Genomic DNA, 22,778 nt, shown 5'->3' with positions numbered 1-22,778 from the left:
GTCCGAGGGAGGCCGCCCGCTATGAAGAAGCTCTTGTCCCTGCTCCTGTCACCACTCCTCGCGATCGCCGCGCTCGCCGTACCGGCCGGTGCCGCGCCACCGACCGAACCACCGCAGACGATCCCCGCGCTGCAGAACTGGCAGGCCGGCACCGGTACGCCGTTCACCTTCACGGCGACCAGCCGGATCGTCGCGTCGCAGCAGTTGCGCGCGGACGCCGAGACGTTCGCGGCCGACCTGACCGCGCTGACCGGGATCACCCCGGCCGTGGTCGGCGAGCAGGAGGTGCGGCCCGGTGACCTCCGGATGGCGATCGCGCATCTGCCGGCCGACAGCTACCGGCTGAGTATCGAGGCGGGCGTCGCCACGATCACCGGCCCGAACCCGACGCCGATCTTCCATGGCACCCGGACGGTCCTGCAGCTGCTGCGGCAGTCGCGCACCCTCGAGCCCGGCGGCACCCTCGACAAGCCGAAGTACCGCGAGCGCGGCGTCCTGGTGGCAAACGCCGAGAAGCGCTTCCCGCTCGCCTGGTGGCAGACGCTGATCCGGGAGATGTCGTACCTCAAGTACAACCAGCTCACCGCGTACGTCGGCTACAGCGACACCCCGCTGGGCCGCTGGCAGGAGATCAACCAGTACGCCAAGCGTTACCACGTGCAGTTCATCCCGCAGCACAACCTGCCGGGCCACAGTGCGCGTGACCTCACCCCGCGACCGGACCTGGCGCTCCCGGGGAAGCCCGCCGATCTCGACCTGAGCAAGGAAGCGGCCTACACCTACGCCGAGGACATCACGCGCTCGCTGCTGACGAAGTTCGACGGTCCTTGGTGGCATCTCGGCTCCGACGAGTACCTGCACGGCGACAACCCCAACCGCTTCCCGCAGTTGGTCGAGTACGCGAAAGCGAAGTACGGCCCGAACGCCGTCGCACAGGACGTGCACTACGGCTTCGTCAACCGGCTGAACCGGCTGGTCACCGCGAACGGCAAGACGATGCGGATCTGGAACGACGGCATCACGAAGACGGCGACCGTGCCGGTCGACAAGGACGTCGTCGTCGAGTACTGGCTGGAGAAGGAGGGCGCGAAGACCGCCGGGCAGCTGCTCGATGAGGGATACCGGCTGCAGAACGACAATCCGGATTACCTGTATCACGACCTCGGTCTGCAGCACGCCGACGGGGCCGAGATCTACGACAGGTTCAAGCCGAACGTCTTCCACGGCGACGAAGAGGTCCCCGACGACCCGGCCAGGATCCTCGGGGCCAAGCTGCACGTCTGGACGCTGCCGGACCTGGAGACGCCGGACGAGATCCTCGACGGGTTGTTCGCGCCGATGCGTTCGCTCGCGCAGATCCTCTGGGGCTCGCCGAAACCGGCCGCGGACTACGCCGGGTTCGCACCGCTGATCACGACTGTCGGCTGGGCGCCGCAGAACTGGGTCCGGGTGAGCGCGCAGACGCGGACGACGGTCGTGGCGGCGGGCGACTCGGTGCGCATCACGTCCCGGTTGCGGTGTCTCGCGCCGGGTGCGCTCGACGGGCGGTTGGAGGTCGGCCTGCCGGCCGGGTGGACGGTCGATCGGCCCAGCACACCGCTGCCGAGCTGTCACAACGACACCGTCGACCGCGCGGCGCCGGTGCCGCTGAAGGTCGTCGTCCCGGCGAATGCGGCGGCCGGAAACTACGAGGTGCGGCTGATCGGGCGCAGTCAGGGGCCGGATGTCGTCGAGACCGTCACCCTGCAGGTCGCGCCGCGCCCGGCCGCCGGCTACGACGATGTCGTCCGCGCCGATGGACCGGCCGGGTACTGGCCGATGAGCGACAGTTCGGGGACGGTGCTGACCGATGCTTCGGGCAACGGCCGGCACGGGCAGTACCGGGAGAACGTGTGGAAGGGTGTGCCGGGGCCGAGTGCCGGTAACCGGGCGGTGGCGCTGACCGGTGGGTACGCCGAAGCCGGCGACCCGGGGGTGCGCGCGTCGGGGCCGTTCACGGTTGAGGGGTGGTTCAAGTTCGACGACATCGCGGGCGGTGACGGCCAGGCGATCCTGGAGCAGTACGACGCGCCTGGCAAGAACGGCTACGCGCTGCGGCTGAACAGGTTCGGCCGAATGATCGGGCACGTGTTCGGGGCGGAGTACAACCCCGTGTACCTGCAGGGCGTGTCGCCGGTCTCCGCCGGTGTCTGGCATCACATCGCGCTGGTGTACGACGGCACCTCGATCGCGACGTACTTGGATGGCACGCTGGACGCCTCGTCGCCGACGCCGACCCGGCCGACGCTGGGGAGCGGCTCACTGAAGATCGGGGCCCGCGGTGACGACGCCGGCATCCGGATGGGCGGCCGCGTCGACAACGTGGCGATGTACCAGCGGGCATTGACGCCGGAGGAGCTCGCCGTCCATTACGTCGCGGCGCGGCCGACGGACGAGAAGTACGTCGACACTGTGAACGCGTCCGGGCCGCTCGGCTACTGGCGGCTCGGGGACGACAATGCGGTCGCCGGGAGTGCGACCACGGCCGCGGCAGTCGGCCGGCTGGGCGCTCCGCACGTCGGTGCGGTGGCACGAGACCTGCCTGGTGTCAGTGGCACCGACGGCGCGCTCGGCTTCAACGGCGGCTACGCCCAGACCTTGCCGAACGGGATCATCGACCAGTTCACGGGTCCGTACAGCGCCGAGGCCTGGGTGCTGCCGAGCGCGCTGCGGCCCGATCCGGGGCAGGCGATCGTGGAGAAGTACGACGCTCCCGGCAAGAACGGCTTCGCCCTTCGGCTGACCGGCTCGGGGCAGGTCCGCGCATACACGCTCGGCGCCGCGGCGCAGGCCTCGGTCACCGGTACGACGAAGCTGGTGACCGGCTCCTGGTATCACGTCGTCTCGGTCTTCGACGGGTCGAAGCTGAAGATCTACGTCAACGGCCGGCTGGACGGCGAGGTGGCGACGACGCTAGCTCCGACGGCGTCCGAGCTGAAGACGACGCTGAAGATCGGGGCCCGCGGCGATGACGCCGGCCAGCGGTGGCAGGGTGAGCTCGACGAGGTCGCCGTCTACCGGCGTCCGCTCAGCCCGGCTGAGGTCACCGCGCACTACGAGGCCGGGGCCGCGCGATGAGCGGGCGTTACGAGTGGCTGAGCTGGCCGCGGTTACGGGACGCAGTGCCGGGGCAGCCGTGCGTCTTGCTGCCGACCGGGGCGACCGAGCAGCACGGGCCGCATCTGCCGCTGGACGTGGACACGTTCCTTGCCCAGAGCATCTGTCTGGAGGCGGGCCGGCGCGCGCCGGACCGGATTCTGGTGCTGCCGCCGGTGCCGTACGGGCTGAACCTGCATCACATCGACTTCCCGGGGACGATCCATGTCGAGCCCGAAACGTTCATCGCGTACTGCTCCGACATCACGAAAAGCCTGGCGCAGCACGGATTCCGGAAGATCTTGCTGGTCAACGGGCATGGGTCCAACTCACCGCTGGTGGATCTGGTTGCGCGCAAGACGACGCTGAACACGGACGCGCTGTGCGCCGCGGTGAACTACCACGGGCTCGCGATGGATGCCTACGGCGACGTCCGGGACACCGCGGTGGTCGCGCACGCGGACGAGTTCGAGACCTCGCTGTATCTGCATCTCGCGCCGGAGCGGGTGCAGATGGACCTGGCGGTGGCGGGGGAGGACGTGACCGGAACGTTCGTGTCGTCGGACAGCACGTCGGAGTTCCCCGTCCGGTTCCACGACTACTGGAGCCGGTGGACGTCGTCCGGGGTCCACGGCGACCCGACGACGGCGTCCGCGGAGAAAGGGAAGGCCATCTTCGAGGGCGCGGTGGAGAACCTGATTCGGCTCGCCGACGAGTGGCGCGCCTGGCCGATTGCCGAGCGAAGGGATCTGCGCGGATGAGGATCGAACGGGTGCGCTGCGCCGGGTTGCGCGGCGCGACTCCCGCCGGCGGCTGGAGTCATGAGCTCAAGCCGGACGACAACGTGCACACGCTGATCTCGGTCGAGACCGACGAGGGCTTGATCGGGATCGGCAGCGTCTTCACGAGTGAGGAGCTGGTGCGGGGCGCGCTGCGGCTGCTGGAGCCGCTGTACGTGGGGGAGTCCGCGCTGGAGCCGGAGCGGGTCAGCGAGAAGTTGCACCAGCACACGTTCTGGCAGGGGAGGGGCGGCGCGGTCACCCACACGATCAGCGGGATCGACATCGCATTGTGGGATCTGCTCGGCCAGGCGACCGGGCAGCCGGTGGGGCGGTTGCTCGGCGGCCGGTACCGCGAGCGGGTCCGGCCGTACGCGTCGGTGCTGATGACCGATCCGCCGTCCATCCTCGCCGATACGTTGACGCGGCTGCGCGAGACCGGGTTCACGGCGTACAAGATCGGGTGGGGGCCGTTCGGCCGCGTCGATGCCGCGACCGACGAGCGGATCGTGTGGGCCGCGCGGGAGGCCGTTGGTGACGACGCGCTGCTCGCGGTCGATGCCGGCGGCAGCGATGCGTACTGGCGCGGTGATCTGCCCTGGGCGATCCGCACTTCCCGGATGCTCGCGGCCTACGGCGTCGCGTGGTTCGAGGAGCCGCTCGATCCCGATGCCACCGATCAGCTGGCCGCCTTGCGCGCCGCCTCCGCCGTCCCCATCTCCGGCGGGGAGGTCCTCACCCGGCGGCAATCCTTCCTGCCGTACTTCCACGCGCACGCCGTCGACATCGTCCAGCCCGATGTCACCAAGGTGGGTGGCCTGTCCGAATCCCGCCGGATCGCTTGGGCGGCCGAGGACCACCACATCCGCTTCGTCCCGCACGGCTGGAACACCGCGATCGGCCTCCTCGCCGACCTGCACCTGGCCGGCGCATTGCCCGGCACCGATCTGGTGGAGTACATGCCTGGTTCCCCGTACATCGACGACCTCACCGAAGGGGAGTGGACCCTGGACGCCGACGGCATGCTGCCCATCCCCAGCGCTCCCGGGCTGGGCAAAGCCCTCGACCGCGACGTCGTCGCCCGCTACGCCGACCCGCTGCACCTCGGCCTGTCTTAAAAAGCCGATCTTGTACAAGAGGTCTTGTCTAATCGCCAGGGCGAAATTCGTTCCTTGGCAGGAAAACGAAAGGGCCGCTAGAGCGGGTGTTTGGCGCGCCAGTCCTTCATGGTCTGTTCGAGGTCGCTGTGCACGAACGAGATGAAGTCGGCGGCCTCGGACAGGCGGCGGCCGACGACAGTGTCGGCGCCGAAGAGTTCGGCGCCGACAGCGCTGCTGGTGGCCCAGTCGGTGAGGGCCTGGTTGCGGCGTTCGAGGATCGCGGCGAAGACGTCCTCGCGGATGCGGTAGTGGTCCTTGCGTGAGCCCGGCAGCCGCTCGCGGGTGATGAACGACATCTGGATCAGCTGCCGGACGGCGCCCGACACGGCCGGCTGGCTGATCTTCAGGGTGTCGGCCAGCTCGGCCGCAGTCATCGTGCCGTTCGGGCTGACCAGCATCCGGCCCATCACCCGCGCGGACATCGTCGGGACGCCGCTGTTGGCCATCACCCCGGCGAAGCGTTCGACGTACTGACTGACTTCTTCCGGGGTGGGCGCCATAGTTGAACTTTACGCGAGCTCGAGGCCCGGGTAGAGCGGGTGCTTGTCGAGCAGTTCGGCTGACGCGGCGCGGGTCTTGTCGGCGACGCCGTCGCCCAGCGTGTACTTCGCCTTGGACGGCGCGCCGGCCGGCGTCGTGGTCGGGGTGGTGGCGGACAGGACGTCGACGATCAGCTCGGCGACCTTGTCGAACTCGTCGGCGCCGAAGCCGCGCGTGGTCAGCGCCGGCGTGCCGATCCGGACGCCGGAGGTGTACCAGGCGCCGTTCGCGTCGCGGGGGACCGCGTTGCGGTTGGTGACGATACCGGCGTCCAGCAGGGCGGACTCGGCCTGGCGGCCGGTGATGCCGTACGACGAGACGTCGAGCAGGACGAGATGGTTCTCGGTGCCGTCGGTGACGAGTTTGACGCCGCGCTTCATCAGACCCTCGGCGAGCGTGACGGCGTTGTCGGCGACGGCCTGCGCGTAGGTCTGGAACGACGGCCGGCGAGCCTCGGCCAGCGCGACGGCCTTGGCCGCCATCGTCTGGCTGAGCGGGCCGCCGAGCACCATCGGGCAGCCGCGGTCGACGGAGTCGGCGTACTCGGGCTGGCAGAGCACCATGCCGCCGCGCGGGCCGCGGAGCGACTTGTGCGTGGTCGTGGTGGTGACGTGGGCGTGCGGGACCGGGTCGAAGTCGCCGGTGAAGACCTTGCCCGCGACGAGGCCGGCGAAGTGCGCCATGTCGACCATCAGCGTCGCGCCGACCTCGTCGGCGATCTCGCGCATCTTGGCGAAGTTCACCTTGCGGGGGTACGCCGAGTAGCCGGCGATCAGGACCAGCGGCTTGAACTCGCGGGCCGCAGCGGCGACCGCGTCGTAGTCGAGCAGGCCGGTCTCGGGGTCGGTGCCGTAGGAGCGCTGGTTGAACATCTTGCCGGAGATGTTCGGCCGGAAGCCGTGCGTGAGGTGGCCGCCCGCGTCCAGCGACATGCCGAGCATGCGCTGGTCGCCGAGCGCCTTGCGAAGCTTGTCCCAGTCCTCGTCGGACAGGTCGTTGACGTGTTTGGCGCCGACCTCGGCCAGGGCCGGGGACTCGATCCGCTGGGCCAGGATCGCCCAGAAGGCGACCAGGTTGGCGTCGATCCCGGAGTGCGGCTGGACGTAGGCGTGCGGGGCGCCGAACAGGGCCTTGGCGTGGTCGGCGGCGGTCTGCTCGACGGTGTCGACGTTCTGGCAGCCGGCGTAGAAGCGGTGGCCGACGGTGCCTTCGGCGTACTTGTCGGACAGCCAGTTGCCCATCGTGAGCAGGGTGGCGGGGGAGGCGTAGTTCTCACTCGCGATCAGCTTCAGCGAGGAGCGCTGGTCGGCCAGCTCGGCCTTGATCGCGCCGGCGATCGTCGGCTCGACGGACGCGATCACCTCGAGCGCGTTCTGGTAGGCCGCGGAGGCCTTGGCGGCGTCGAAGGGTTGAGTCATCGTTGTCTCTCCTGCGGTTGCAATGGTTCGAGGGCACCCAGGCGCACGGTGCCGCCGTTCTTCGCTCCCCGGTGGTTCTCCACCTCAGCGCGCCAGTCGCGACGCGCTCACCCTATCGTGCGGTCGACGATCTCCTGGAACGGCGTCGTCCGTGGAAGTGTCCCGAACACGCCGCCCCAGTCGCCGCCCAGCCGGGAGCCGACGAACGCGTCCGCGACGGCGGGTGTCGAGTGCCGCAGGAGCAGCGATGCCTGCAGGCACAACGCCATTCGCGCGGCGAGTCGCCGGGCCCCGGCCTCGCCAAGATCCGCGAGCCCCTGCAGCACGTCGGTCACCGCCGCATCCAGCCGCCGATCCGCTCCGCTCACCGTCCCCATCTCGACGAGCCACGCATCCAGCGACTCCGGTTTCCGCAGCGCCCGCAACACGTCCAGCGCATTCACATTCCCCGATCCTTCCCAGATCGAGTTCAGCGGCGACTCCCGATACAGCAACGGCATCCCGGACTCCTCCACGAACCCGTTGCCGCCAAGACACTCCAGAGCTTCGGCCACCAGGAACGAGGTCCGCTTGGTGACCCAGAACTTCGCGAGTGGGAGCGCAATCCGCCGAAACGCCGTCTCCTGCTGGTCGCCGCCGACTGACGCGTCTACTGCGGCGGCCAGGCGCATGGCCAGGGCGGTTGCGGCTTCGCTTTCGATGGCAAGGTCGGCCAACACGTTCTGCATGGCGGGTTTGTCGGCCAGGAGTCCGCCGAAGGCGGAGCGGTGGCGGGTGTGCCAGGTGGCTTCGACAAGGGCTCGGCGCTGGAGGGCGGCGGATCCGACGACGCAGTCGAGGCGGGTGGCGGCGACCATTTCGATGATGGTGCGGATGCCGGCGCCTTCGGGGCCGAGGCGGTGGCCGACGGTGGCGTGGAACTCGACTTCGCTGGAGGCGTTGGAGCGGTTGCCGAGTTTGTCCTTGAGCCGTTGGAGGGCGAACGTGTTGCGGTTGCCGTCGGCAAGGACGCGGGGGACGACGAAGCAGGTGAGCCCGTCGGGCGCCTGGGCAAGGACGAGGAACAGGTCGACCTGCGGCGCCGAGCAGAACCATTTGTGCCCGTCGAGCAGGTACTCGTCACCGCCGGTCGGTGTCGCGGTGGTCAGATTGGCCCGGACGTCGGAGCCGCCCTGCTTCTCGGTCATCCCCATCCCGGCCAGCACGCCGCGCTTGGCCGCGCCGGGCAACCGGCGTACGTCGTACTCGGTCGCGGCCAGCTGAGGAACCCACTCCGCGGCCAGGGCCGGCGATGCCTGGAGCGCCGGGACGGCGGCGTACGTCATGGAGATCGGGCAGCCGTGGCCGGGCTCGACCTGGGACCAGACGTAGAACCCGGCGGCGCGGGTCAGGTGCGGGTTCGGGCGGGTGCTCGTCCAGGGCGCGGCCTGGAGGCCGAAGCCGACGGCGCGCTCCATCAGCCAGTGCCACGACGGGTGGAAGTCGACCTCGTCGATCCGGTGCCCGTAGCGGTCGTGGGTGCGCAGGACCGGCGGGTACTGGTTGGCCGGGAGCGCGTGGGAGAGCGCTTCCGCCGATCCCGCGAGCGCGCCGATCCGGCTGAGTTCGGGGTCGGCGGCGAGGTCGGCATACGGTCGCAGCGCGTCGCCGAGGGGCGCGTCCCGGGTGAAGAAGTTCACGCCGTCCAGTGGGGGAGCCTGATTCGTTACAGCGTTTGGGTCCGCCATATCAGTACGGTAAGCGGTATGGCACGTTCAGGGGCAGGACCCAGCAGTGGGAGCTCCCTCTCATTGGCATGGGTCCGGAAGATCCCCACGACGACGTGGCGGCTGATCACCCAGACGGTCGGGGTGTGTCTGCGCTACCGCGTCACCGGGCTGGCCGCGGAGGGAGCGTTCTTCGCGATCCTCTCGCTGCCGCCGCTGATCTTCGGGCTGGCCGGCAGTATCGGTTTCATCGCGACCCGGTACTTCCAGGTCGAGACGATCGAGGAGATCAAACTCCAGATCGCGGAGCTGGCCCAGAGAGCGCTCACCGACGACTCCGTGAACAGCGTGATCGTCCCGACGCTGAACCAGGTCCTGAACGGCGGCCGGCCGGATGTGATCTCGATCGGTTTCGTGCTCGCGCTGTGGTCGGGCAGCCGTGCGCTCAACGTGTTCGTCGACACGATCACGATCATGTACGGGATGGGCGGTAAGCGCGGGATCGTGCGGACGCGCGCACTGTCGTTCACGCTGTACTGCGTCGCGCTGGTGATCGGTGTGATCGTGCTGCCGCTGGTGCTGGCCGGCCCGGATGCGGTCGACGCGATCCTCCCGGCCCGGCTGGACTTCCTGAACCAGTTGTACTGGCCGGTCGTGACGATTCTGTCAGCGGGCTTCTTGAACACGCTGTACCACGTGTCGGTCCCGGTCCGGACGCCGTGGGTGTCGGATCTGCCCGGCTCGTTCCTGGCGCTGTCGATCTGGATTCTGGGCAGCTTCGTGTTGCGCTGGATTCTGCAGAGCACGGTCGGCGGGACGTCGATCTACGGGCCGCTCGCGGCGCCGATCGCGGTGCTGATGTGGTTGTACATGACGGCAATCGCCGTACTGATCGGCGCCGCGCTGAACGCGGTCGTGAACCGGCTGTGGCCGGCGCGCAAGCGTGAGCCCGCGCTGCCGCCGCTGGACGGTGAGCGGGAGCCGGTGATGAAGGCCGAGGCGGAGCCGCATCACGAACCGCATCATGAGCTGACGCCGGTCGAGGAGAACGAGCGGCCCGAGGTGGCGGCAGCGGAGTCGATCGAGCGGCTGGCCGAGCCGGTCGATTCCGAAAACCCGGTGCGCACGACGAATCCGACCACCTAGGCTTGCTGTATCGCGACTACCGGTTGTCGAACTTCTGGAAGGGAGGCACTGCCATGAGCCACTTGTCGGCCGCACGGGCCGCCGTCTCTCTTACTGTCCGTCCGCTGAGCTGAACTCGCGGCCGGACCTTCCGAAAGGTTCGTCGCATGTCTTCCACACTTCAGGCTCTGGGGCTGGACAGCTCCACGGCCGACGTATTGCACACTGCCCCGGCCGAGCTCGTGCCGGGCCGGGTCGCCCGGGTCGACAAGGGCCTGGCGACTGTTCTGACCGAGGACGGGCCCGTTCGCGCGACGTGGTCGGGTGCGTTACTCGGTGCCATCGCGGGTGATTCGGCCGCGATGCCCTGTACTGGGGACTGGGCGCTGCTTCGGCAGTGGCCGGACGACCGGATCACTTTGGAGTCGCTGCTGCCGCGGCGGACGGCGATCGTCCGCGCCGAGGTGAGCGGGACGTCGAAGGGTCAGGTGCTGGCCGCGAACGTCGACGTGGTGGCGATCGTGGTCGGTCTGCATCCGGAGCCGAATATCGGCCGGATCGAACGCTTCCTCGCGTTGGCGTGGGAGAGCGGTGCGCGTCCGGTCGTCGTCCTGACCAAGGCTGATCTGGTTGGTGACGGCGAGGCCATCGCTGAAGATGTGGCTGTTGCTGCGCCGGGTGCCGACGTACTGGTGTGCAGTACGGCGACTGGCGAGGGGATGGACGCCGTCCGGGAGTTGCTGGCCGGTGACGCGACGCTGGCGTTGCTGGGGTCGAGTGGCGCGGGTAAGTCGTCGCTGGTGAATGCGCTGGCGGGTGTCGAGTTGCTGGATGTGCAGGCGATCCGGGAGGACGGCAAGGGCCGGCACACGTCGGTGCGGCGGGAGTTGATCGTGCTGCCGTCCGGTGGCGTGGTCATCGACACGCCTGGGCTGCGGGGGATCGGTCTGCAGGAGTCGGGGGAGGGGCTGGCGGCCGCGTTCCCGGACATCACGTCGCTGGCTGAGGTGTGCAAGTTCAAGGACTGCGCGCATGACACCGAGCCAGGGTGTGCCGTGCAGGCCGCGCTGGCGGACGGCTCGCTGCCCTACCGGCGCTACGACAGCTGGCTGCGGCTGCGCCGGGAGGCGGCGTACATGGCGCGGCGCTCGGATGTGCGATTGCAGGCCGAGGCGAAGAAGGAGTGGGTGCGGGCGAGTAAGTCGTACCGCCGTGATTCGAAGCCGCGTTTGTGATGACAAGATCGGTGGCATGGATCGCGCCGTACTGATCACCGGAGCTTCCCGCGGCATCGGTGCCGCCGCCGCGCAGACCTTCGCGGCGGACGGCGACCGGGTCGCCGTCCATTACAGCTCGTCGCGCGGGGCGGCGGAGAAAGTGCTCGCCTCGCTGCCGGGCGCCGGCCATGTGCTCGTCCACGCCGATCTGGCGGACGCCGATGCCGTCGAACGGATGGTGGACGACGCCGCGGCCGCGCTCGGGCGGATCGACGTCCTGGTGAACAACGCCGGCGTCTACCACCCGCACCGGATCCGGGAGACAACGTACGCCGAATGGCAACAAGCCTGGGCCGACACCCTCGCCGTCAACCTGATCGGCCCGGCCAACACCACCTGGTGCGCCGTCCGGCACATGCCCCGCGGCGGCCGCATCATCAACGTCTCCTCCCGAGGCGCCTTCCGCGGCGAACCCAACCAGCCCGCCTACGGCGCCTCCAAAGCCGCCCTGGTCTCCTTCACCCAGTCCCTCGCCCGAGCCCTCGGCCCCGAAGGCATCGCCGTCACCGCCATCGCCCCCGGCTGGACCACCACCGACATGGCCGCCGCGAACCTCGCCGGCCAAGGCCTACCCCGCCGAGCCGCCGAAAGCCCCCTCAACCGAGTAGCCACCCCCACCGAAGTAGCCGCCGCCCTCCGCTACCTGGCTTCCCCCGCCGCCGAATTCGCCACCGGCACCGTCCTCGACTTCAACGGCGCCTCCCACCTCCGCATGTAGCAAACGCGAAAGCGCGGTGCTCCGTGAGGAACACCGCGCTGACTTCTGGTGGACGATACTGGGATCGAACCAGTGACCTCTTCCGTGTCAGGGAAGCGCGCTACCGCTGCGCCAATCGTCCAAGATTGTTCTCGAGGTGGAGACGGGATTCGAACCCGTGTACACGGCTTTGCAGGCCGTTGCCTCGCCTCTCGGCCACTCCACCAGAGTGGTCTCCGAGCGGACGACCGGGCTCGAACCGGCGACCTTAACCTTGGCAAGGTTACGCTCTACCAACTGAGCTACGTCCGCACTACAACCGGTTTGGTGTTCTCCGGTGCGAGAAGAACAGTAGCGGATTTTGGGCGACGGCCAAAACTGGATTCGACCCCGTCCAGAACGAAATTTATTTCCACTCAACACGCCGACGACCAGCTCGTGAAGATGCCCACAACCCGGCCGGAACGGACGTCGTCCCGGCCGGGTCGTGGGGCCTCGTCGTCTGCCCGAGGCGGCCGGCGTCAGGTGCTGCGGGTTCGGCTCAGAACGGTGAGGACGGCGACGGCGAGCAGGAGAGTTGCGGCGGCCGCCGTCCAAGCGCTGATGGTGAAGCCGGTAGTGAAGGCTTGGCGGGCTGCGGCGAGGAGGTCGGCGGCTTCGGTGGGTGGCAGGGTGGCGGCGGTTTCGACGGCGCCGGCCAGGGTGTCGTCGGAACCGCCGTTCATCCGGGCACGATAGATGGCGGCGATGATGCTGCCGAGGATCGCGATGCCGAGCCCGCCGCCGAGTTGTGGCGCAGTGGATGCGACAGCCGAGGCCGCGCCGGCGCGATCGGCGGGCGCATTGCCGACGATGAGCGCAGTGGCGAGCGCCATCATCGGGCCGAGTCCGGTGGAGATGATGATCATGGCGGTGACGAGCAGGCCGAGGTCGGCGTCCGGGGTGATGCGGGTCAGTAACGCGAAGCCGGCGGTCGAGAGCAGCAGGCCGGCGCCGATGATGCGACCGGGGGAGACGCGGCGGGCCAACCGGGTAGCGCCGAGGGAGCCGACGATGACGCCGAGTGCGGGTGGCGCCGTCCAGAGCCCGGCGGTCAAGGGATCGAGGCCGGCGACCAACTGCAGGTACTGCGCGACGGCGTAGTTGGTGCCCCAGAGGACGAAGATTCCGAGCATCAGCGTGACGGTCGCCGTACTGAACGCCGAGTTGGCGAACAGGCTCAGGTCGAGCATCGGATCGTCCAACCGGCGTTGGCGATGGACGAACATCGCGCCGGCGGCGAGGCCCACCGCGACGCCCGCGAACGCCGCGAACGAGAGCCCCGCGACGGCGAACTGCTTGAGCCCGAAGACGAGCCCGAGCACCGCGACGATCGACAACGCGGCACTCGCGAGATCGAGACGGCGTACGCCGGGTGCCCGGTGTTCGGGCAAGGTGAGCGGCCCGACGATCAGCAGGACGAGCATCAGCGGGATCGGTAGCAGGAAGGCCGAGCCCCACCAGAAGTGGTCCAGCAGCCAGCCGCCGATCAGCGGACCGATCGCCGTACCGGCCGACACCGCCGCGACCACGATCCCGACCGCCTGCGTGCGCTGCCGGGGCTCGGTGAACAACGCCACCGTGAGTGCCAGCACCGAGGGCATCAAGGTCGCCCCGGCCACGCCGAGCAACGCCCGTACGACGATCAGCACCTCCGCGCTCGGTGCGTACGCCGCCACCACGGACAGCAGGCTGAACGCGAACGCGCCGCCGAGCAGGAGGCGCCGTCGTCCGATCCGGTCGCCGAGCGCGCCCATGACGACCAGCGTCCCGGCCAGCAGGAATGCGTATCCGTCGACGATCCACAGCAACTCCGTCGACGACGCGCCGAGATCGCGTCCGATCGCGGGTAACGCCAAATGGGTGATCGTCAGCTCTAGGGACGCCAGTAACGCCGGCAGCACCAGCACCGCGAGCCCGAGCCACTCCCGTCGTCCAGCTTGATGAGAACTCATACCCGTTATCCTCAAACCTCAGGTTAACCCGAGGTCAAGGAGCGATTCGATGGTGGATCCGACCGCCGAACTCACCATCGGCCAACTCGCCAAACGCGCCGGCGTCACCGTCACCGCGCTGCACTTCTACGAAGAACGCGACCTCATCCACAGCCGCCGCACACCAGGCAACCAGCGCCGCTTCCCCCGGCACACCCTGCGCCGCATCGCCTTCATCCGGGTCGCCCAGCGCGTCGGCATCCCGCTCCGCGAAATCGCCGAAGCCCTCGCCACCCTCCCCAAGGACCACGCCCCCACCCAAGCCGACTGGGAAACCCTCTCCACCAGCTGGCAAGCCGACCTCGACCTGCGCATCGCCCAACTCACCCGCCTACGCAACAAACTCACCGACTGCATCGGCTGCGGCTGCCTCTCCCTCGACCGCTGCCTCCTCCGCAACCCCAACGACCACCTAGGCGCCACCCCCGGCCCCCGCCGCCTCTGGGTAGACCCCTGACGGAGACCGGGGGAGCGCTCAGCTGGTCTTGGGGGAGCCGACGTAGTCGACGTCGTCCGGGCAGGCGCCGCTCTGGATCCGCATCGACGAGATGCGGTCGCCCCAGCCCTCGTCGCCCAATCGCCGGCTCGAGTAGTTCCGCGGCAGGCAGGCGACGCCACCGTCGGACTGCGAGTTCGTCTTGTCGTACAACATGAACGACGCGACGCCGCTCCGGTTGGCTGCGGACGACGACTCGTCGTTGTTCGACCAGCCGGTGTTGTACTTGCCCAGCTCCTTCTTCTCGAACCACGGCCCGCCGTCCCAGTTGGAATTTCCCCACAGGCACAGGTAGCTGATCGAACACTCACCCCAGGCGGCCGAGGCGGGCACCGTCGTCGCGACCATACCGCCGACGACCAGCCCCAATCCGGCGGTCAATTTGACAATTTTGGACATGGCAAACTCCTCACACCTCGATCCGGGGGTAAAAGCCGGATCAGTTGGCAGGCTTTTCGCCGACGCCGATGGACCTCGGCAGCGGCTCGGGTAAATCTTCGGCCGGGCGCTGTTCCGGCGGTATCCGGTACCAGTCGTACACTTCGGCGAAACAATCGTCGAGGACCTGCTTGGCCGGCGGCTTCCCGTTGATTTCGATCCCGGGCCCCTCTTTCAGATCGATCACCGCGTCGACGCCGCGGGCGCGCAGGCAGCGCGCGATCCGGAAATCGACTTCGGTGGCGAAGAACGTATCCAGATCTTTCCTCGCGCCCGGCGGGAACGCGGCGCGGCAGGGGCTGAAGACGATGTCCTGAATGCGGTTGATATCGCCGTGGATCCGATATCGGCCGTCAGCACCCCGGTACATGACCACATCGAATTTCGCGAGGCAGCGGTTGACTTCACGCAGCTCGTCGTCCACGGCTACCTCCGCCACGGCGCGCAGGCCGCTCGGATGATCGGACACGAATACCGGACCGCCCAGGAAGGCGGCCGCTCCCACGGCGACCAGCACGATCCACCGCCGCAACCGGCCCATGACGGCTCAGGACGACCGCGGCGACCCGATGGCCGTCACCGACGAGGCGCACGCGCCACTGAAGATCCGCAGCGACGAGATCCGATCGTCGAACTCCGGATTCGTCTCGTTCAGATCCGGGGCCGAGTACCCCCGCGGCAGGCACACCACGCCGTGCTCACTCGACTGATTCGTGTCGTTGTACAAGTACATCGACGATGATCCACTCCGATTGGCCACCGATGACGTCTCATCGTTGTTCGACCAGCCGGTGTTGTAACTCCCATTGGCGTTCTTCTCGAACCAGGGCCCGCCCGAATAATTCCGATTGCCCCACAAGCACAAATACCCCGACGAACACTCACCCCAACTGGCCGAAGCAGGCAGCACCCCCGCGACCGCGCCCCCTGCCAAAATCAGCGCCCCAATCCCCATCCGCCACACAGATCTCTTCACGGCAACTCCCCAGCGGTCGATACCACCCCGAACTCCCGACCCCTCGACATTCCCAGCCGGACTGCACACCCACAAGAGCAACGCCAATGTCACTTCCTGCAATCCGCAACCCGAATTTCACACCGCCCCGCCCACCATGAAACCGTGTCCCAATGACCCAACCCGCGCCACCACGCCCCCGAGCCATCCGCAAACGCGACACCCTCCACCGCCTCACCCACGACGTGGACGCCTGGGTCGCCACCGCCTCTCCAGACGGCACCCCCCACCTAATGCCCCTGTCCTTCCTCTGGACCGGAACCCACCTCTTCCTGGCCACCGCCGCCACCAACCCCACCGCCCAGAACCTCACCCACAACCCCCACCTCCAACTCACCCTCGGCACCCTCCGCGACGTAGTCCACATCACCGCCACCGCCGACCCCACCCCACCAACCCCCACCCAAGCCGCCGCCTTCGCCACCAAAGCCGGCTTCGACCCCCGCCCCCTCCCCAACTACCCCTTCATCCGCGTAACCCCCACCAAAATCCAAGCCTGGCGAGAATCCAACGAACTAAAACACCGCCTCCTAATGCAAAACACCCTCTGGCTCCCCTAACCCACCCCACCCCAACAGCCCCCAAGAGTTGGCGACAGAGCGCCCAACCAACGGACGCTCATCGGTGAGGGGGTGAGGGGGTGAGGGGGTGAGGGGGTGAGTTGTCAGCCCCGCACCGAGCCGAGCAACCGCCCACGAGGACGAGACATGAACGGGGCACGGCGAGTCGGTTGAGGGGCGCGGTGAGTTGTCTGCAAGCCACGGAGCTGAGCAACCGCCAACGAGCAAAGCAAATAGTCAGCAACCAACTCGCCCCAGCCGCCGCCGTACCAGCGAAGTACCCACCCAGCCCCCGCAGGTTCAGCAACCAACTCGCCCCAGCCACCGCCGTACCAGCGAAGTACCCACCCAGCCCCCGCAGGTTCAGCAACCAACTCGCCCCAGCCACCGCCGACGAGCGAAGCGAAGTCGAAAGGGGGTGCGGGTGGCGAAGCCCCCGCTCCGCGGCAAGCGAAGCGCAGCCGCACAAACGACGAAGGCGACCCGGTCCCCGCTTTCCGGGGACATGGGTCGCCTATCGACTTCGTGGGCGATACTGGGTTCGAACCAGTGACCTCTTCGGTGTGAACGAAGCGCGCTACCACTGCGCCAATCGCCCAGGCGTGTTACGTGTGTTGCCTGGTGGGGTGTTGCGGGTGAAACCATAGCGCATGATGCGGCGACGTTCTAATCGGGGCGGGCTAGTCTTGGTGCAGGACGGAGACCCCGTCGCGTTGGAGACGTGATTGTGACTTTCTCGCACGACACCGAGCAGGCGCTCGGCACGCTGGTCCGGCTGGTCAACACGCTGCCCGGGCCGAACAGCCAGGTCGACACGATGGGCGACATCGAGGAGCTGGAGAAGTTCGTCCAGGAGCGGGAGTTCAGCGCGGTCGGGACACTGACCGCCGCCGACCTGTCCGAGGTGCGGGATCTGCGGCCGTTGTTCGCGCCCGTCTTCACCACGGACTCCGACGCGACCGCGGCCGCGATGATCAACGCGATCATCGCCCGCGGTACGACGACGCCCCGCCTGACGAACCACGACGGCCACCCCTGGCACATCCATTACTCGCGAGACGGCTCGTCGCTGGCGTGCCGCATCACCGTCGAGTGCGGTATCGCCCTGGCCCAAGTCATCTCCGCCGGCGAACGCGAACGCCTCCGCCGCTGCGAGGCCCCCGACTGCGACGACGCCCTCATCGACCTCTCCCGCAACCGCTCCAAGCGCTACTGCGACGCCCGCACCTGCGGCAACCGTCTCCACGTAGCCGCCTACCGAGAACGCCGCAAAGCCTCCGGCGAGTAATCCAAGCTCATCGCACCCGGCCCAAGCGCCACACCCGGGTGCGATGAGCGCACGCCCGCAACCTGCTCGGGTACGCCGTCACGCCCACACCCGTTGACCGAGCGGCACCAGCCCTCGGCCTGGCTCGCCAGTCCAGGGCGCCGGGCGGGGAGGTGCCTGCTGGGGAGTCGGTCACTCACGGCTGCTCGCACGTCGGCCGTCGCGTCCACTCGCCTTGGTTGAGCGGCGCTACCCCTCAGTCCGGCTCGGCTGGTCTGGGTGATGGAGGGATGCTGCGGGGGGCTGGCGCCGCCTACTTGCCCCGTACACCGGGGCGCCTCCTCGCGTCAGCCGGGCGGCGGCGACTCTCGGCCTTGCCCGGGCACCAGGCGGGGAGGCGGGTGCTTGGCCCGCGGCGAGTGTTCATCCGCCAGTGCTCACCGCGGTACGCCGTCGCGTGCTCGCGTCGGGCGAGCGGCGCCAGCCCTCGGTTTGGCTCGAGTGGCCAGGGCGCCGGACAGCGGGCGGTGCCTGCTGGGGAGCGTTTCACCCACGGCTGCTCGCCGCGTCGGCCGTCGCGTCCACTCGCGTTGGCTGAGCGGCGCCACCCCTCAGCCCCGCTTGGGTGGTCTGGGTGATGGAGGGGTGCTGCGGGGCGGTGGTGCCGGCTGCTCGCCGTGTACGCCGGGTCTCCTGCTCGCGTTAGCCGGGCGGCGTCGACTCTCGGCCTTGCCTGGGCGCCGGGCGGGGGAGGCGGGTGTCAGGCCGGCCGGGAGCGTTCTTCCGCTGGTGCTTGTCCGGTACGACGTCGCCGCCCACTGGCGTTGGCTGGGCGGCGCTGGGCCTCTGCCTGGCTTGGGTGGTCTGGGCGCCGGGATGGGTGCGCAGTCGAGCGGGGTGGTGGGTCTGCCCGCTCGTTTCAGCGGGGCTCCGGTACGCCGTCGCGCGGGCTCGCGTCGGTCGGGTGGCGCGAGGCCTCAGCTTGTGTGGTTTGGGTGCCGGGCGGGGGTGGTGATTGGCCTGCCGGGAGTGGTCGTCCGCCGGTGCTCGCCCCGGTGAGCCGTCGTGCCCGCTCGCCTCGCCAGGTGCGACAGCTGTTAGGTGGGTGGGGGTTCGCGGAGGGCTGTGATGGTTTGGGGGGTGATGCCTAGGTGGGCGCCTAGGGTGTCGAGGGCGGCGGTGAGGTGGGTGAATTGGTCGGGGGTTAGGGGGGTGACGAAGGTGGAGCGGACGAGGTTTACGTGGGCGGGGGCGGTTTCGCGGAGTTTGGACCAGCCGGCTTCGGTGAGGGCGGCGATGATGCCGCGGTCGTCGTTGTCGCAGGGGCGGCGCTGGACGAGGCCGGCTTTTTCGAGCTGGGTGATCTGGTAGCTGAGGCCGCTCTTGGAGGTGAGGGCGACGCCGGCGAGTTCGGTCATGCGGAGTTCGCCGTCGGGGGCGTTCGAGAGCCGGGCGAGGACTTCGTACTGCGGGTGCGACAGGCCGGCCGTGTCCTTGAGCTGCTGTTCGATCCGGTGGTTGAGCACGGTCGCGACGCCGAGGAAGGTCCGCCAGGTCCGCAGCTCGCGATCGGTGAGTCCTTTTCCGTCCGCCATGGAGCTCATCCTAGCCGCGAGTTATTCAAATTCGAATTAAAGGTCGATGTCAGCCGTACGGACGAACGGGTAGAGGTGGCCCGAGTGGGGTGTCGGGCCGGTGGCGCCAGGCGTGGGTGGGCGCTGCGAGGGTGCGGACTACCCGTTGGTCGGCACGTCAGGGGTTGAGGTTGTCGAGGGAGCGTTCGGTGAAGATCTTCATCGCCTGGGCGGTGATCGGGCCTGGGGCGGGGAGGTCGCGGTCGTCGACGCGGTGGATTGCCTGGACGTCGCGGGTCGTGGATGTGAGGAAGATCTCTTCGGCGGTGGCCAGTTGCTCCAGGGGGAGGTCGCGCTCGGTCGCGCCGAACCATTCGATGACGAGTGCGCGGGTGACGCCGGCCAGGGCGCCTGACTCGAGGGTCGGGGTGACGAGTTCGCCGTCGTACACGCAGAAGATGTTCGAGCCGGTGCCTTCGCAGAGGGTGCCGGTGGTGTTGGCGAAGATGGCCTCGCTGCCGCCGCGCTCCTTGGCGTAGGCCAGGGCGCGGACGTTCTCCGCGTACGACGTCGTCTTCAGGCCGGCCACCGCGCTGCGCTCGTTGCGCGTCCAGGGGACGGTGACGATCGCGGACGTCGGCGCCGGGGGATCGATCGCCTGGCTCGCGATCACGATCGTCGGGCCGGCCGTGCCGCGGTCGGACGAGAGTGGGGAGATTCCGCCGGTGTAGGTCAGCCGCAGCCGGCCGAAGGCGATCCCGGGGCCGGCGGCGACGACCTCGTCGATGCCGTGTTCGATCGCGGTGACGTCCGGCTTGGGCAGGCCGAGGCCGGTCGCGGACCGGACCAGCCGCTCCAGATGCCGCCGGACGGCGAACGCCCGGCCGTCGACGATCTTGATCGTCTCGAACACCCCGTCGCCCGTGGTCACTCCGTGGTCGAGGGCCGAGACCGTCGCCTGGTCGTCGCCGAGCTCGCCGTTCACCCAAATCAGCATGTGCCGCTCCTTCCGCAGAACACCTTAGTGGTAAGCGAATCGGGGCTGTTCGCCGTCCCTCGGGTGACCGGCCGGTGACGGTGTGTCGACCAGGAAGCGGACCCCGATTTTTGAACTGCGGGCGGAATGGGCTACTGTTCTTCTCGCGCCGGAGAACACCAAACCGGTCGCAAGTGCGGACGTAGCTCAGTTGGTAGAGCGTAACCTTGCCAAGGTTAAGGTCGCCGGTTCGAGCCCGGTCGTCCGCTCGGAGATGGTTTTGACAGATCAGGCCTTTGTGCTTGGTGGAGTGGCCGAGAGGCGAGGCAACGGCCTGCAAAGCCGTGTACACGGGTTCGAATCCCGTCTCCACCTCGAGAACAATCTCGGACGATTGGCGCAGCGGTAGCGCGCTTCCCTGACACGGAAGAGGTCACTGGTTCGATCCCAGTATCGTCCACGAAGTCGATAGGCGACTCGTGTCTGCGGAGAGCGCAGACCGGGTCGCCTTCGTCGTTTGTGCGGCTGCGCTTCGCTTGCCGCGGAGCGGGGGCTTCGCCACCCGCACCCCCTTTCGACTTCGCTTCGCTCGTCGGCGGTGGGCAAGTGAGTTGGTTGCTGAGCCTGCGTTGGCTGGGTGAGTGCTTGCCTGGCAACTCGCTTTGCTCGTTGGCCGTGGCTGGGTGAGTTGGTGGCTGAACCTGCGGGGGCTGGGTGAGCTGGTGGCTGAGCCTGCGTTGGCTGGGTGAGTGCTTGCCTGGCAACTCGCTTTGCTCGTTGGCCGTGGCTGGGTGAGTTGGTGGCTGAGCCTGCGGGGGCTGGGTGAGCTGGTGGCTGAGCCTGCGTTGGCTGGGTGAGTGCTTGCCTGGCAACTCGCTTGCTCGTTGGCCGTGGCTGGGTGAGTTGGTGGCTGAGCCTGCGGGGGCTGGGTGAGTGCTTGCCTGACAACTCGCTTGCTCGTTGGCCGTGGCTGGGTGAGCTGGTGGCTGAACCTGCGGGGGCTTGGTGGGCTCTTTGCTGGTAGCTCGCTTTGCTCGTCGGCGGGGGCTGGGGGCGGGTGGGCGGAGCCGGCTTGCGTTTGCTCAGTAGAAGCGGCGGAGGGTGGGCCAGAGGGTGGACCACGGGGTTGTTGGAGGGTCGCAGCGGAGGAGGGTGGTGTTTTGTTCGGTGTTGGCTACGGGGCTGGTGAAGGTGGTGAGGAGGCGGCAGTTGGGGAAGTTGGATTCGAGGGCGGGGGAGCGTTCGAGCTGGATGAGGAGGACTGGGGTGGTGGGGGTGTCGGGTGGGTGTTCCCAGTCGGCGAAGGACATGTGGGGGGAGTAGGCGAGGGGGAGGTTGTGGGCGGGGCCGTAGCGGCGGAGGGCGCCGGCTTGGCCGTAGTTGCCGGTCAGGATGGTGATGGGTTCGCCGATGGGGACGGCGGCGGCGACGGTGGCGGTGAGTTCGGGCCAGCCGATTTGTTCGCCTTGTTCTTTGTTGACGGGGAGAACGAAGTCGACGGCTGAGGTGGGCAGGACGGGGAGGGTGAAGAGGGCTGAGGTCGCCGCGGTGAAGACTGCGGCGGTCGTGGCCAGAGCGCGGTGGCGGGTCAGCCAGGCAAGAGTGGGCTCAGCGCCGGCGGCCATCAGGACATAGAGCAGCGGCAGGGCGTAGTACGACTTCCCACCAACAGCCAGTACGCCGACGCACAGCAGCGGATACGCCAGCGCAACGGACCGGGGCCAGGTCAAGCGCCAGAGCCGCCGGAACCCCGCAATCCAGACCGGGACCAGCAGTGGGCCCAACTGCAAGATCTGCAGCGGCACGAACATGATCCGGTTCTCGGTCCCGTCGTCCGAGCTGATCCCGCCCGCGACCGTCAGCTGCGGCCAGTCGTGCTGGAACTGCCAGACGACGTTCGGCAGCGCGATGAGCCCAGCCAGTACGACGCCCGCGAGCAGCCACCACGATCGCAGTACGTGGCGCGGCCCCGCGATCAGCAACGCCAGCAACAGCGCAGCGACAGGCAGTACGACGAGGTACTTGTTCTCCAGCGCAACACCCGCGGTCAGCCCCAGTGCGAGCCACCAGCGCCCGTCACCCGTCCGCAACAGCTTCACCGCGAACAGCACGATCAACATCCACGCCAGCAGGTCGAACGTGGCAGTCGACACCATGTGACCCACTCCGAGCAGAAAGCCGGAGATGGCTGCGCAGACGGCCGCCACCACCTGACCGCGCGCTGAGCTGCCGAACTCACGTGCCAGCAACGCCACCACGACCACAGTCACCGCACTGGCCACCGTGGCGACCACTCGCAGGCCCATGGGGGTGTTGCCGAACACCTCGGTCGACACGCGTGCCAGCAGCGGCGTCAGCGGCGGCTGGTCGATGTAGCCCCAGTCCAGCTTCTGGCCGGCGACGAGGAAGTACAGCTCGTCGCGGTGATACCCGTACCGCCCCGACAGTACGGTCAGCACGACGGCCACCACTCCGGCGACGGCGGACACCGGACCGGCGGCAAACGGGGGAACCGAGCGTGTGACGGTCATGCGCGCATGGTGGCAGTCCCGCGGGGCGAAAGAGAAGTGCTGTTGATATGT

General features: G+C 68.5%; 19 protein-coding genes, 7 tRNA genes and 1 riboswitch. Of the genes, 12 read left to right on the top strand and 14 right to left on the bottom strand.

Annotated elements, in window-relative coordinates; genetic code table 11:
• Positions 1-21: 21 nt before the first annotated feature.
• From HPO96_RS12355 to HPO96_RS12345, 3 genes are read left to right on the top strand one after another with little or no spacing between them, the layout of a single operon-like run.
• Positions 22-3,117: a LamG-like jellyroll fold domain-containing protein gene (locus tag HPO96_RS12355; RefSeq protein ID WP_171673491.1), complete on the top strand. Its 3,096-nt coding sequence runs from the start codon at positions 22-24 to the stop codon at positions 3,115-3,117.
• Positions 3,114-3,896 carry a creatininase family protein gene (locus tag HPO96_RS12350; RefSeq protein WP_171673490.1) on the top strand — a complete coding sequence of 261 codons (783 nt, stop codon included), beginning with the start codon at positions 3,114-3,116 and terminating at the stop codon, positions 3,894-3,896. Before HPO96_RS12355 ends, HPO96_RS12350 begins: the two co-directional genes overlap by 4 nt.
• Entirely contained in the window at positions 3,893-5,032 is a 1,140-nt protein-coding gene (locus HPO96_RS12345; protein WP_171673489.1) for a mandelate racemase/muconate lactonizing enzyme family protein, read from the top strand. The genes HPO96_RS12350 and HPO96_RS12345 overlap by 4 nt, the downstream gene beginning before the upstream one ends.
• Before the next feature lie 77 nt (positions 5,033-5,109).
• On the opposite strand, the gene HPO96_RS12340 is transcribed toward HPO96_RS12345, so the two are convergent.
• From HPO96_RS12340 to HPO96_RS12330, 3 genes are all read right to left on the bottom strand, one after another.
• On the bottom strand, positions 5,110-5,574 hold the full coding sequence (locus HPO96_RS12340) for a GbsR/MarR family transcriptional regulator (protein WP_171673488.1): 465 nt from the start codon (positions 5,572-5,574) through the stop codon (positions 5,110-5,112).
• A 9-nt stretch (positions 5,575-5,583) separates the two neighbouring features.
• Complete coding sequence (locus tag HPO96_RS12335; RefSeq protein ID WP_171673487.1) at positions 5,584-7,032, bottom strand: glycine hydroxymethyltransferase; 1,449 nt, start codon at positions 7,030-7,032, stop codon at positions 5,584-5,586.
• 28 nt (positions 7,033-7,060) lie between these two features.
• Positions 7,061-7,142: riboswitch (ZMP/ZTP riboswitch) on the bottom strand.
• Positions 7,140-8,759 carry an acyl-CoA dehydrogenase family protein gene (locus HPO96_RS12330; RefSeq protein ID WP_171673486.1) on the bottom strand — a complete coding sequence of 540 codons (1,620 nt, stop codon included), beginning with the start codon at positions 8,757-8,759 and terminating at the stop codon, positions 7,140-7,142. Its footprint overlaps the riboswitch before it by 3 nt.
• A 63-nt stretch (positions 8,760-8,822) precedes the next feature.
• On the opposite strand from HPO96_RS12330, the gene HPO96_RS12325 reads away from it, so the two are divergent.
• The 3 genes from HPO96_RS12325 (at position 8,823) to HPO96_RS12315 (ending at position 11,858) form a co-directional block, all read left to right on the top strand.
• The gene (locus HPO96_RS12325) at positions 8,823-9,884 is read left to right on the top strand and encodes a YihY/virulence factor BrkB family protein (RefSeq protein WP_238354971.1); all 1,062 of its coding nucleotides are present in this window, start codon (positions 8,823-8,825) and stop codon (positions 9,882-9,884) included.
• Between the two features lie 146 nt (positions 9,885-10,030).
• Entirely contained in the window at positions 10,031-11,098 is a 1,068-nt protein-coding gene (gene rsgA, locus HPO96_RS12320) for a ribosome small subunit-dependent GTPase A (RefSeq protein ID WP_171673485.1), read from the top strand.
• Between the two features lie 16 nt (positions 11,099-11,114).
• Entirely contained in the window at positions 11,115-11,858 is a 744-nt protein-coding gene (locus HPO96_RS12315; RefSeq protein ID WP_171673484.1) for an SDR family NAD(P)-dependent oxidoreductase, read from the top strand.
• Positions 11,859-11,904: 46 nt separating this feature from the next.
• Here HPO96_RS12315 and HPO96_RS12310 read toward each other — a convergent pair.
• The 4 genes from HPO96_RS12310 to HPO96_RS12295 all read right to left on the bottom strand — a co-directional run bounded on the left by HPO96_RS12310 (position 11,905) and on the right by HPO96_RS12295 (position 13,831).
• Positions 11,905-11,979 (bottom strand) — tRNA-Val (locus tag HPO96_RS12310).
• Positions 11,980-11,992: 13 nt separating this feature from the next.
• A tRNA-Cys gene (locus HPO96_RS12305) sits at positions 11,993-12,063 on the bottom strand.
• A 13-nt stretch (positions 12,064-12,076) separates the two neighbouring features.
• A tRNA-Gly gene (locus HPO96_RS12300) sits at positions 12,077-12,149 on the bottom strand.
• 209 nt (positions 12,150-12,358) lie between these two features.
• Entirely contained in the window at positions 12,359-13,831 is a 1,473-nt protein-coding gene (locus HPO96_RS12295) for an MFS transporter (protein WP_171673483.1), read from the bottom strand.
• A gap of 49 nt (positions 13,832-13,880) precedes the next feature.
• On the opposite strand from HPO96_RS12295, the gene soxR reads away from it, so the two are divergent.
• Positions 13,881-14,327, top strand: a complete 447-nt coding sequence (gene soxR / locus HPO96_RS12290; protein ID WP_171673482.1) for a redox-sensitive transcriptional activator SoxR — start codon at positions 13,881-13,883, stop codon at positions 14,325-14,327.
• An 18-nt stretch (positions 14,328-14,345) separates the two neighbouring features.
• On the opposite strand, the gene HPO96_RS12285 is transcribed toward soxR, so the two are convergent.
• The 3 genes from HPO96_RS12285 to HPO96_RS39045 are packed head-to-tail and all read right to left on the bottom strand — an operon-like array spanning position 14,346 to position 15,759.
• A complete protein-coding gene (locus tag HPO96_RS12285; RefSeq protein ID WP_171673481.1) occupies positions 14,346-14,765 on the bottom strand; it encodes a peptidase inhibitor family I36 protein in 420 nt (139 codons plus the stop codon).
• 40 nt (positions 14,766-14,805) lie between these two features.
• Positions 14,806-15,321, bottom strand: coding sequence for a hypothetical protein (locus HPO96_RS12280; RefSeq protein ID WP_171673480.1), 516 nt, complete (start codon positions 15,319-15,321; stop codon positions 14,806-14,808).
• A gap of 30 nt (positions 15,322-15,351) precedes the next feature.
• Positions 15,352-15,759: a peptidase inhibitor family I36 protein gene (locus HPO96_RS39045; protein ID WP_272954604.1), complete on the bottom strand. Its 408-nt coding sequence runs from the start codon at positions 15,757-15,759 to the stop codon at positions 15,352-15,354.
• A gap of 173 nt (positions 15,760-15,932) precedes the next feature.
• Between HPO96_RS39045 and HPO96_RS39040 the strand changes: the two genes are divergently transcribed.
• The gene (locus HPO96_RS39040) at positions 15,933-16,379 is read left to right on the top strand and encodes a pyridoxamine 5'-phosphate oxidase family protein (protein ID WP_171673478.1); all 447 of its coding nucleotides are present in this window, start codon (positions 15,933-15,935) and stop codon (positions 16,377-16,379) included.
• A gap of 526 nt (positions 16,380-16,905) precedes the next feature.
• On the opposite strand, the gene HPO96_RS12265 is transcribed toward HPO96_RS39040, so the two are convergent.
• A tRNA-Val gene (locus tag HPO96_RS12265) sits at positions 16,906-16,977 on the bottom strand.
• A 129-nt stretch (positions 16,978-17,106) separates the two neighbouring features.
• Here HPO96_RS12265 and HPO96_RS12260 point away from each other — a divergent pair.
• A complete protein-coding gene (locus HPO96_RS12260; RefSeq protein WP_171673477.1) occupies positions 17,107-17,667 on the top strand; it encodes a CGNR zinc finger domain-containing protein in 561 nt (186 codons plus the stop codon).
• A gap of 1,076 nt (positions 17,668-18,743) precedes the next feature.
• Here HPO96_RS12260 and HPO96_RS12255 read toward each other — a convergent pair.
• Together HPO96_RS12255 and HPO96_RS12250 are read right to left on the bottom strand one after the other, a co-directional pair.
• On the bottom strand, positions 18,744-19,241 hold the full coding sequence (locus HPO96_RS12255; protein ID WP_171673476.1) for a MarR family winged helix-turn-helix transcriptional regulator: 498 nt from the start codon (positions 19,239-19,241) through the stop codon (positions 18,744-18,746).
• Between the two features lie 157 nt (positions 19,242-19,398).
• Entirely contained in the window at positions 19,399-20,217 is an 819-nt protein-coding gene (locus HPO96_RS12250; protein ID WP_171673475.1) for an aminotransferase class IV, read from the bottom strand.
• Between the two features lie 175 nt (positions 20,218-20,392).
• Between HPO96_RS12250 and HPO96_RS12245 the strand changes: the two genes are divergently transcribed.
• From HPO96_RS12245 to HPO96_RS12235, 3 genes are all read left to right on the top strand, one after another.
• Positions 20,393-20,465, top strand: a tRNA-Gly gene (locus tag HPO96_RS12245).
• A 35-nt stretch (positions 20,466-20,500) separates the two neighbouring features.
• Positions 20,501-20,571, top strand: a tRNA-Cys gene (locus HPO96_RS12240).
• Between the two features lie 13 nt (positions 20,572-20,584).
• Positions 20,585-20,656 (top strand) — tRNA-Val (locus HPO96_RS12235).
• 622 nt (positions 20,657-21,278) lie between these two features.
• Here HPO96_RS12235 and HPO96_RS12230 read toward each other — a convergent pair.
• A complete protein-coding gene (locus HPO96_RS12230) occupies positions 21,279-22,727 on the bottom strand; it encodes a glycosyltransferase family 39 protein (RefSeq protein WP_171673474.1) in 1,449 nt (482 codons plus the stop codon).
• Positions 22,728-22,778: the final 51 nt, after the last annotated feature.

Source organism: Kribbella sandramycini (assembly GCF_013131805.1).
Lineage (GTDB): Bacteria > Actinomycetota > Actinomycetes > Propionibacteriales > Kribbellaceae > Kribbella > Kribbella sandramycini.
This window is presented reverse-complemented; position numbering and strand designations above follow the sequence as displayed.

Excerpts from the sequence above, each read along its gene's own strand:
- HPO96_RS12355 (WP_171673491.1), top strand. The coding sequence starts at position 22 with ATGAAGAAGCTCTTGTCCCTGCTCCTGTCACCACTCCTCGCGATCGCC.
- HPO96_RS12350 (WP_171673490.1), top strand. The coding sequence starts at position 3,114 with ATGAGCGGGCGTTACGAGTGGCTGAGCTGGCCGCGGTTACGGGACGCA.
- HPO96_RS12345 (WP_171673489.1), top strand. The coding sequence starts at position 3,893 with ATGAGGATCGAACGGGTGCGCTGCGCCGGGTTGCGCGGCGCGACTCCC.
- HPO96_RS12340 (WP_171673488.1), bottom strand. The coding sequence starts at position 5,574 with ATGGCGCCCACCCCGGAAGAAGTCAGTCAGTACGTCGAACGCTTCGCC.
- HPO96_RS12335 (WP_171673487.1), bottom strand. The coding sequence starts at position 7,032 with ATGACTCAACCCTTCGACGCCGCCAAGGCCTCCGCGGCCTACCAGAAC.
- HPO96_RS12330 (WP_171673486.1), bottom strand. The coding sequence starts at position 8,759 with ATGGCGGACCCAAACGCTGTAACGAATCAGGCTCCCCCACTGGACGGC.
- rsgA (WP_171673485.1), top strand. The coding sequence starts at position 10,031 with ATGTCTTCCACACTTCAGGCTCTGGGGCTGGACAGCTCCACGGCCGAC.
- HPO96_RS12315 (WP_171673484.1), top strand. The coding sequence starts at position 11,115 with ATGGATCGCGCCGTACTGATCACCGGAGCTTCCCGCGGCATCGGTGCC.
- HPO96_RS12295 (WP_171673483.1), bottom strand. The coding sequence starts at position 13,831 with ATGAGTTCTCATCAAGCTGGACGACGGGAGTGGCTCGGGCTCGCGGTG.
- soxR (WP_171673482.1), top strand. The coding sequence starts at position 13,881 with ATGGTGGATCCGACCGCCGAACTCACCATCGGCCAACTCGCCAAACGC.
- HPO96_RS12285 (WP_171673481.1), bottom strand. The coding sequence starts at position 14,765 with ATGTCCAAAATTGTCAAATTGACCGCCGGATTGGGGCTGGTCGTCGGC.
- HPO96_RS39045 (WP_272954604.1), bottom strand. The coding sequence starts at position 15,759 with ATGGGGATTGGGGCGCTGATTTTGGCAGGGGGCGCGGTCGCGGGGGTG.
- HPO96_RS39040 (WP_171673478.1), top strand. The coding sequence starts at position 15,933 with ATGACCCAACCCGCGCCACCACGCCCCCGAGCCATCCGCAAACGCGAC.
- HPO96_RS12255 (WP_171673476.1), bottom strand. The coding sequence starts at position 19,241 with ATGGCGGACGGAAAAGGACTCACCGATCGCGAGCTGCGGACCTGGCGG.
- HPO96_RS12250 (WP_171673475.1), bottom strand. The coding sequence starts at position 20,217 with ATGCTGATTTGGGTGAACGGCGAGCTCGGCGACGACCAGGCGACGGTC.
- HPO96_RS12230 (WP_171673474.1), bottom strand. The coding sequence starts at position 22,727 with ATGACCGTCACACGCTCGGTTCCCCCGTTTGCCGCCGGTCCGGTGTCC.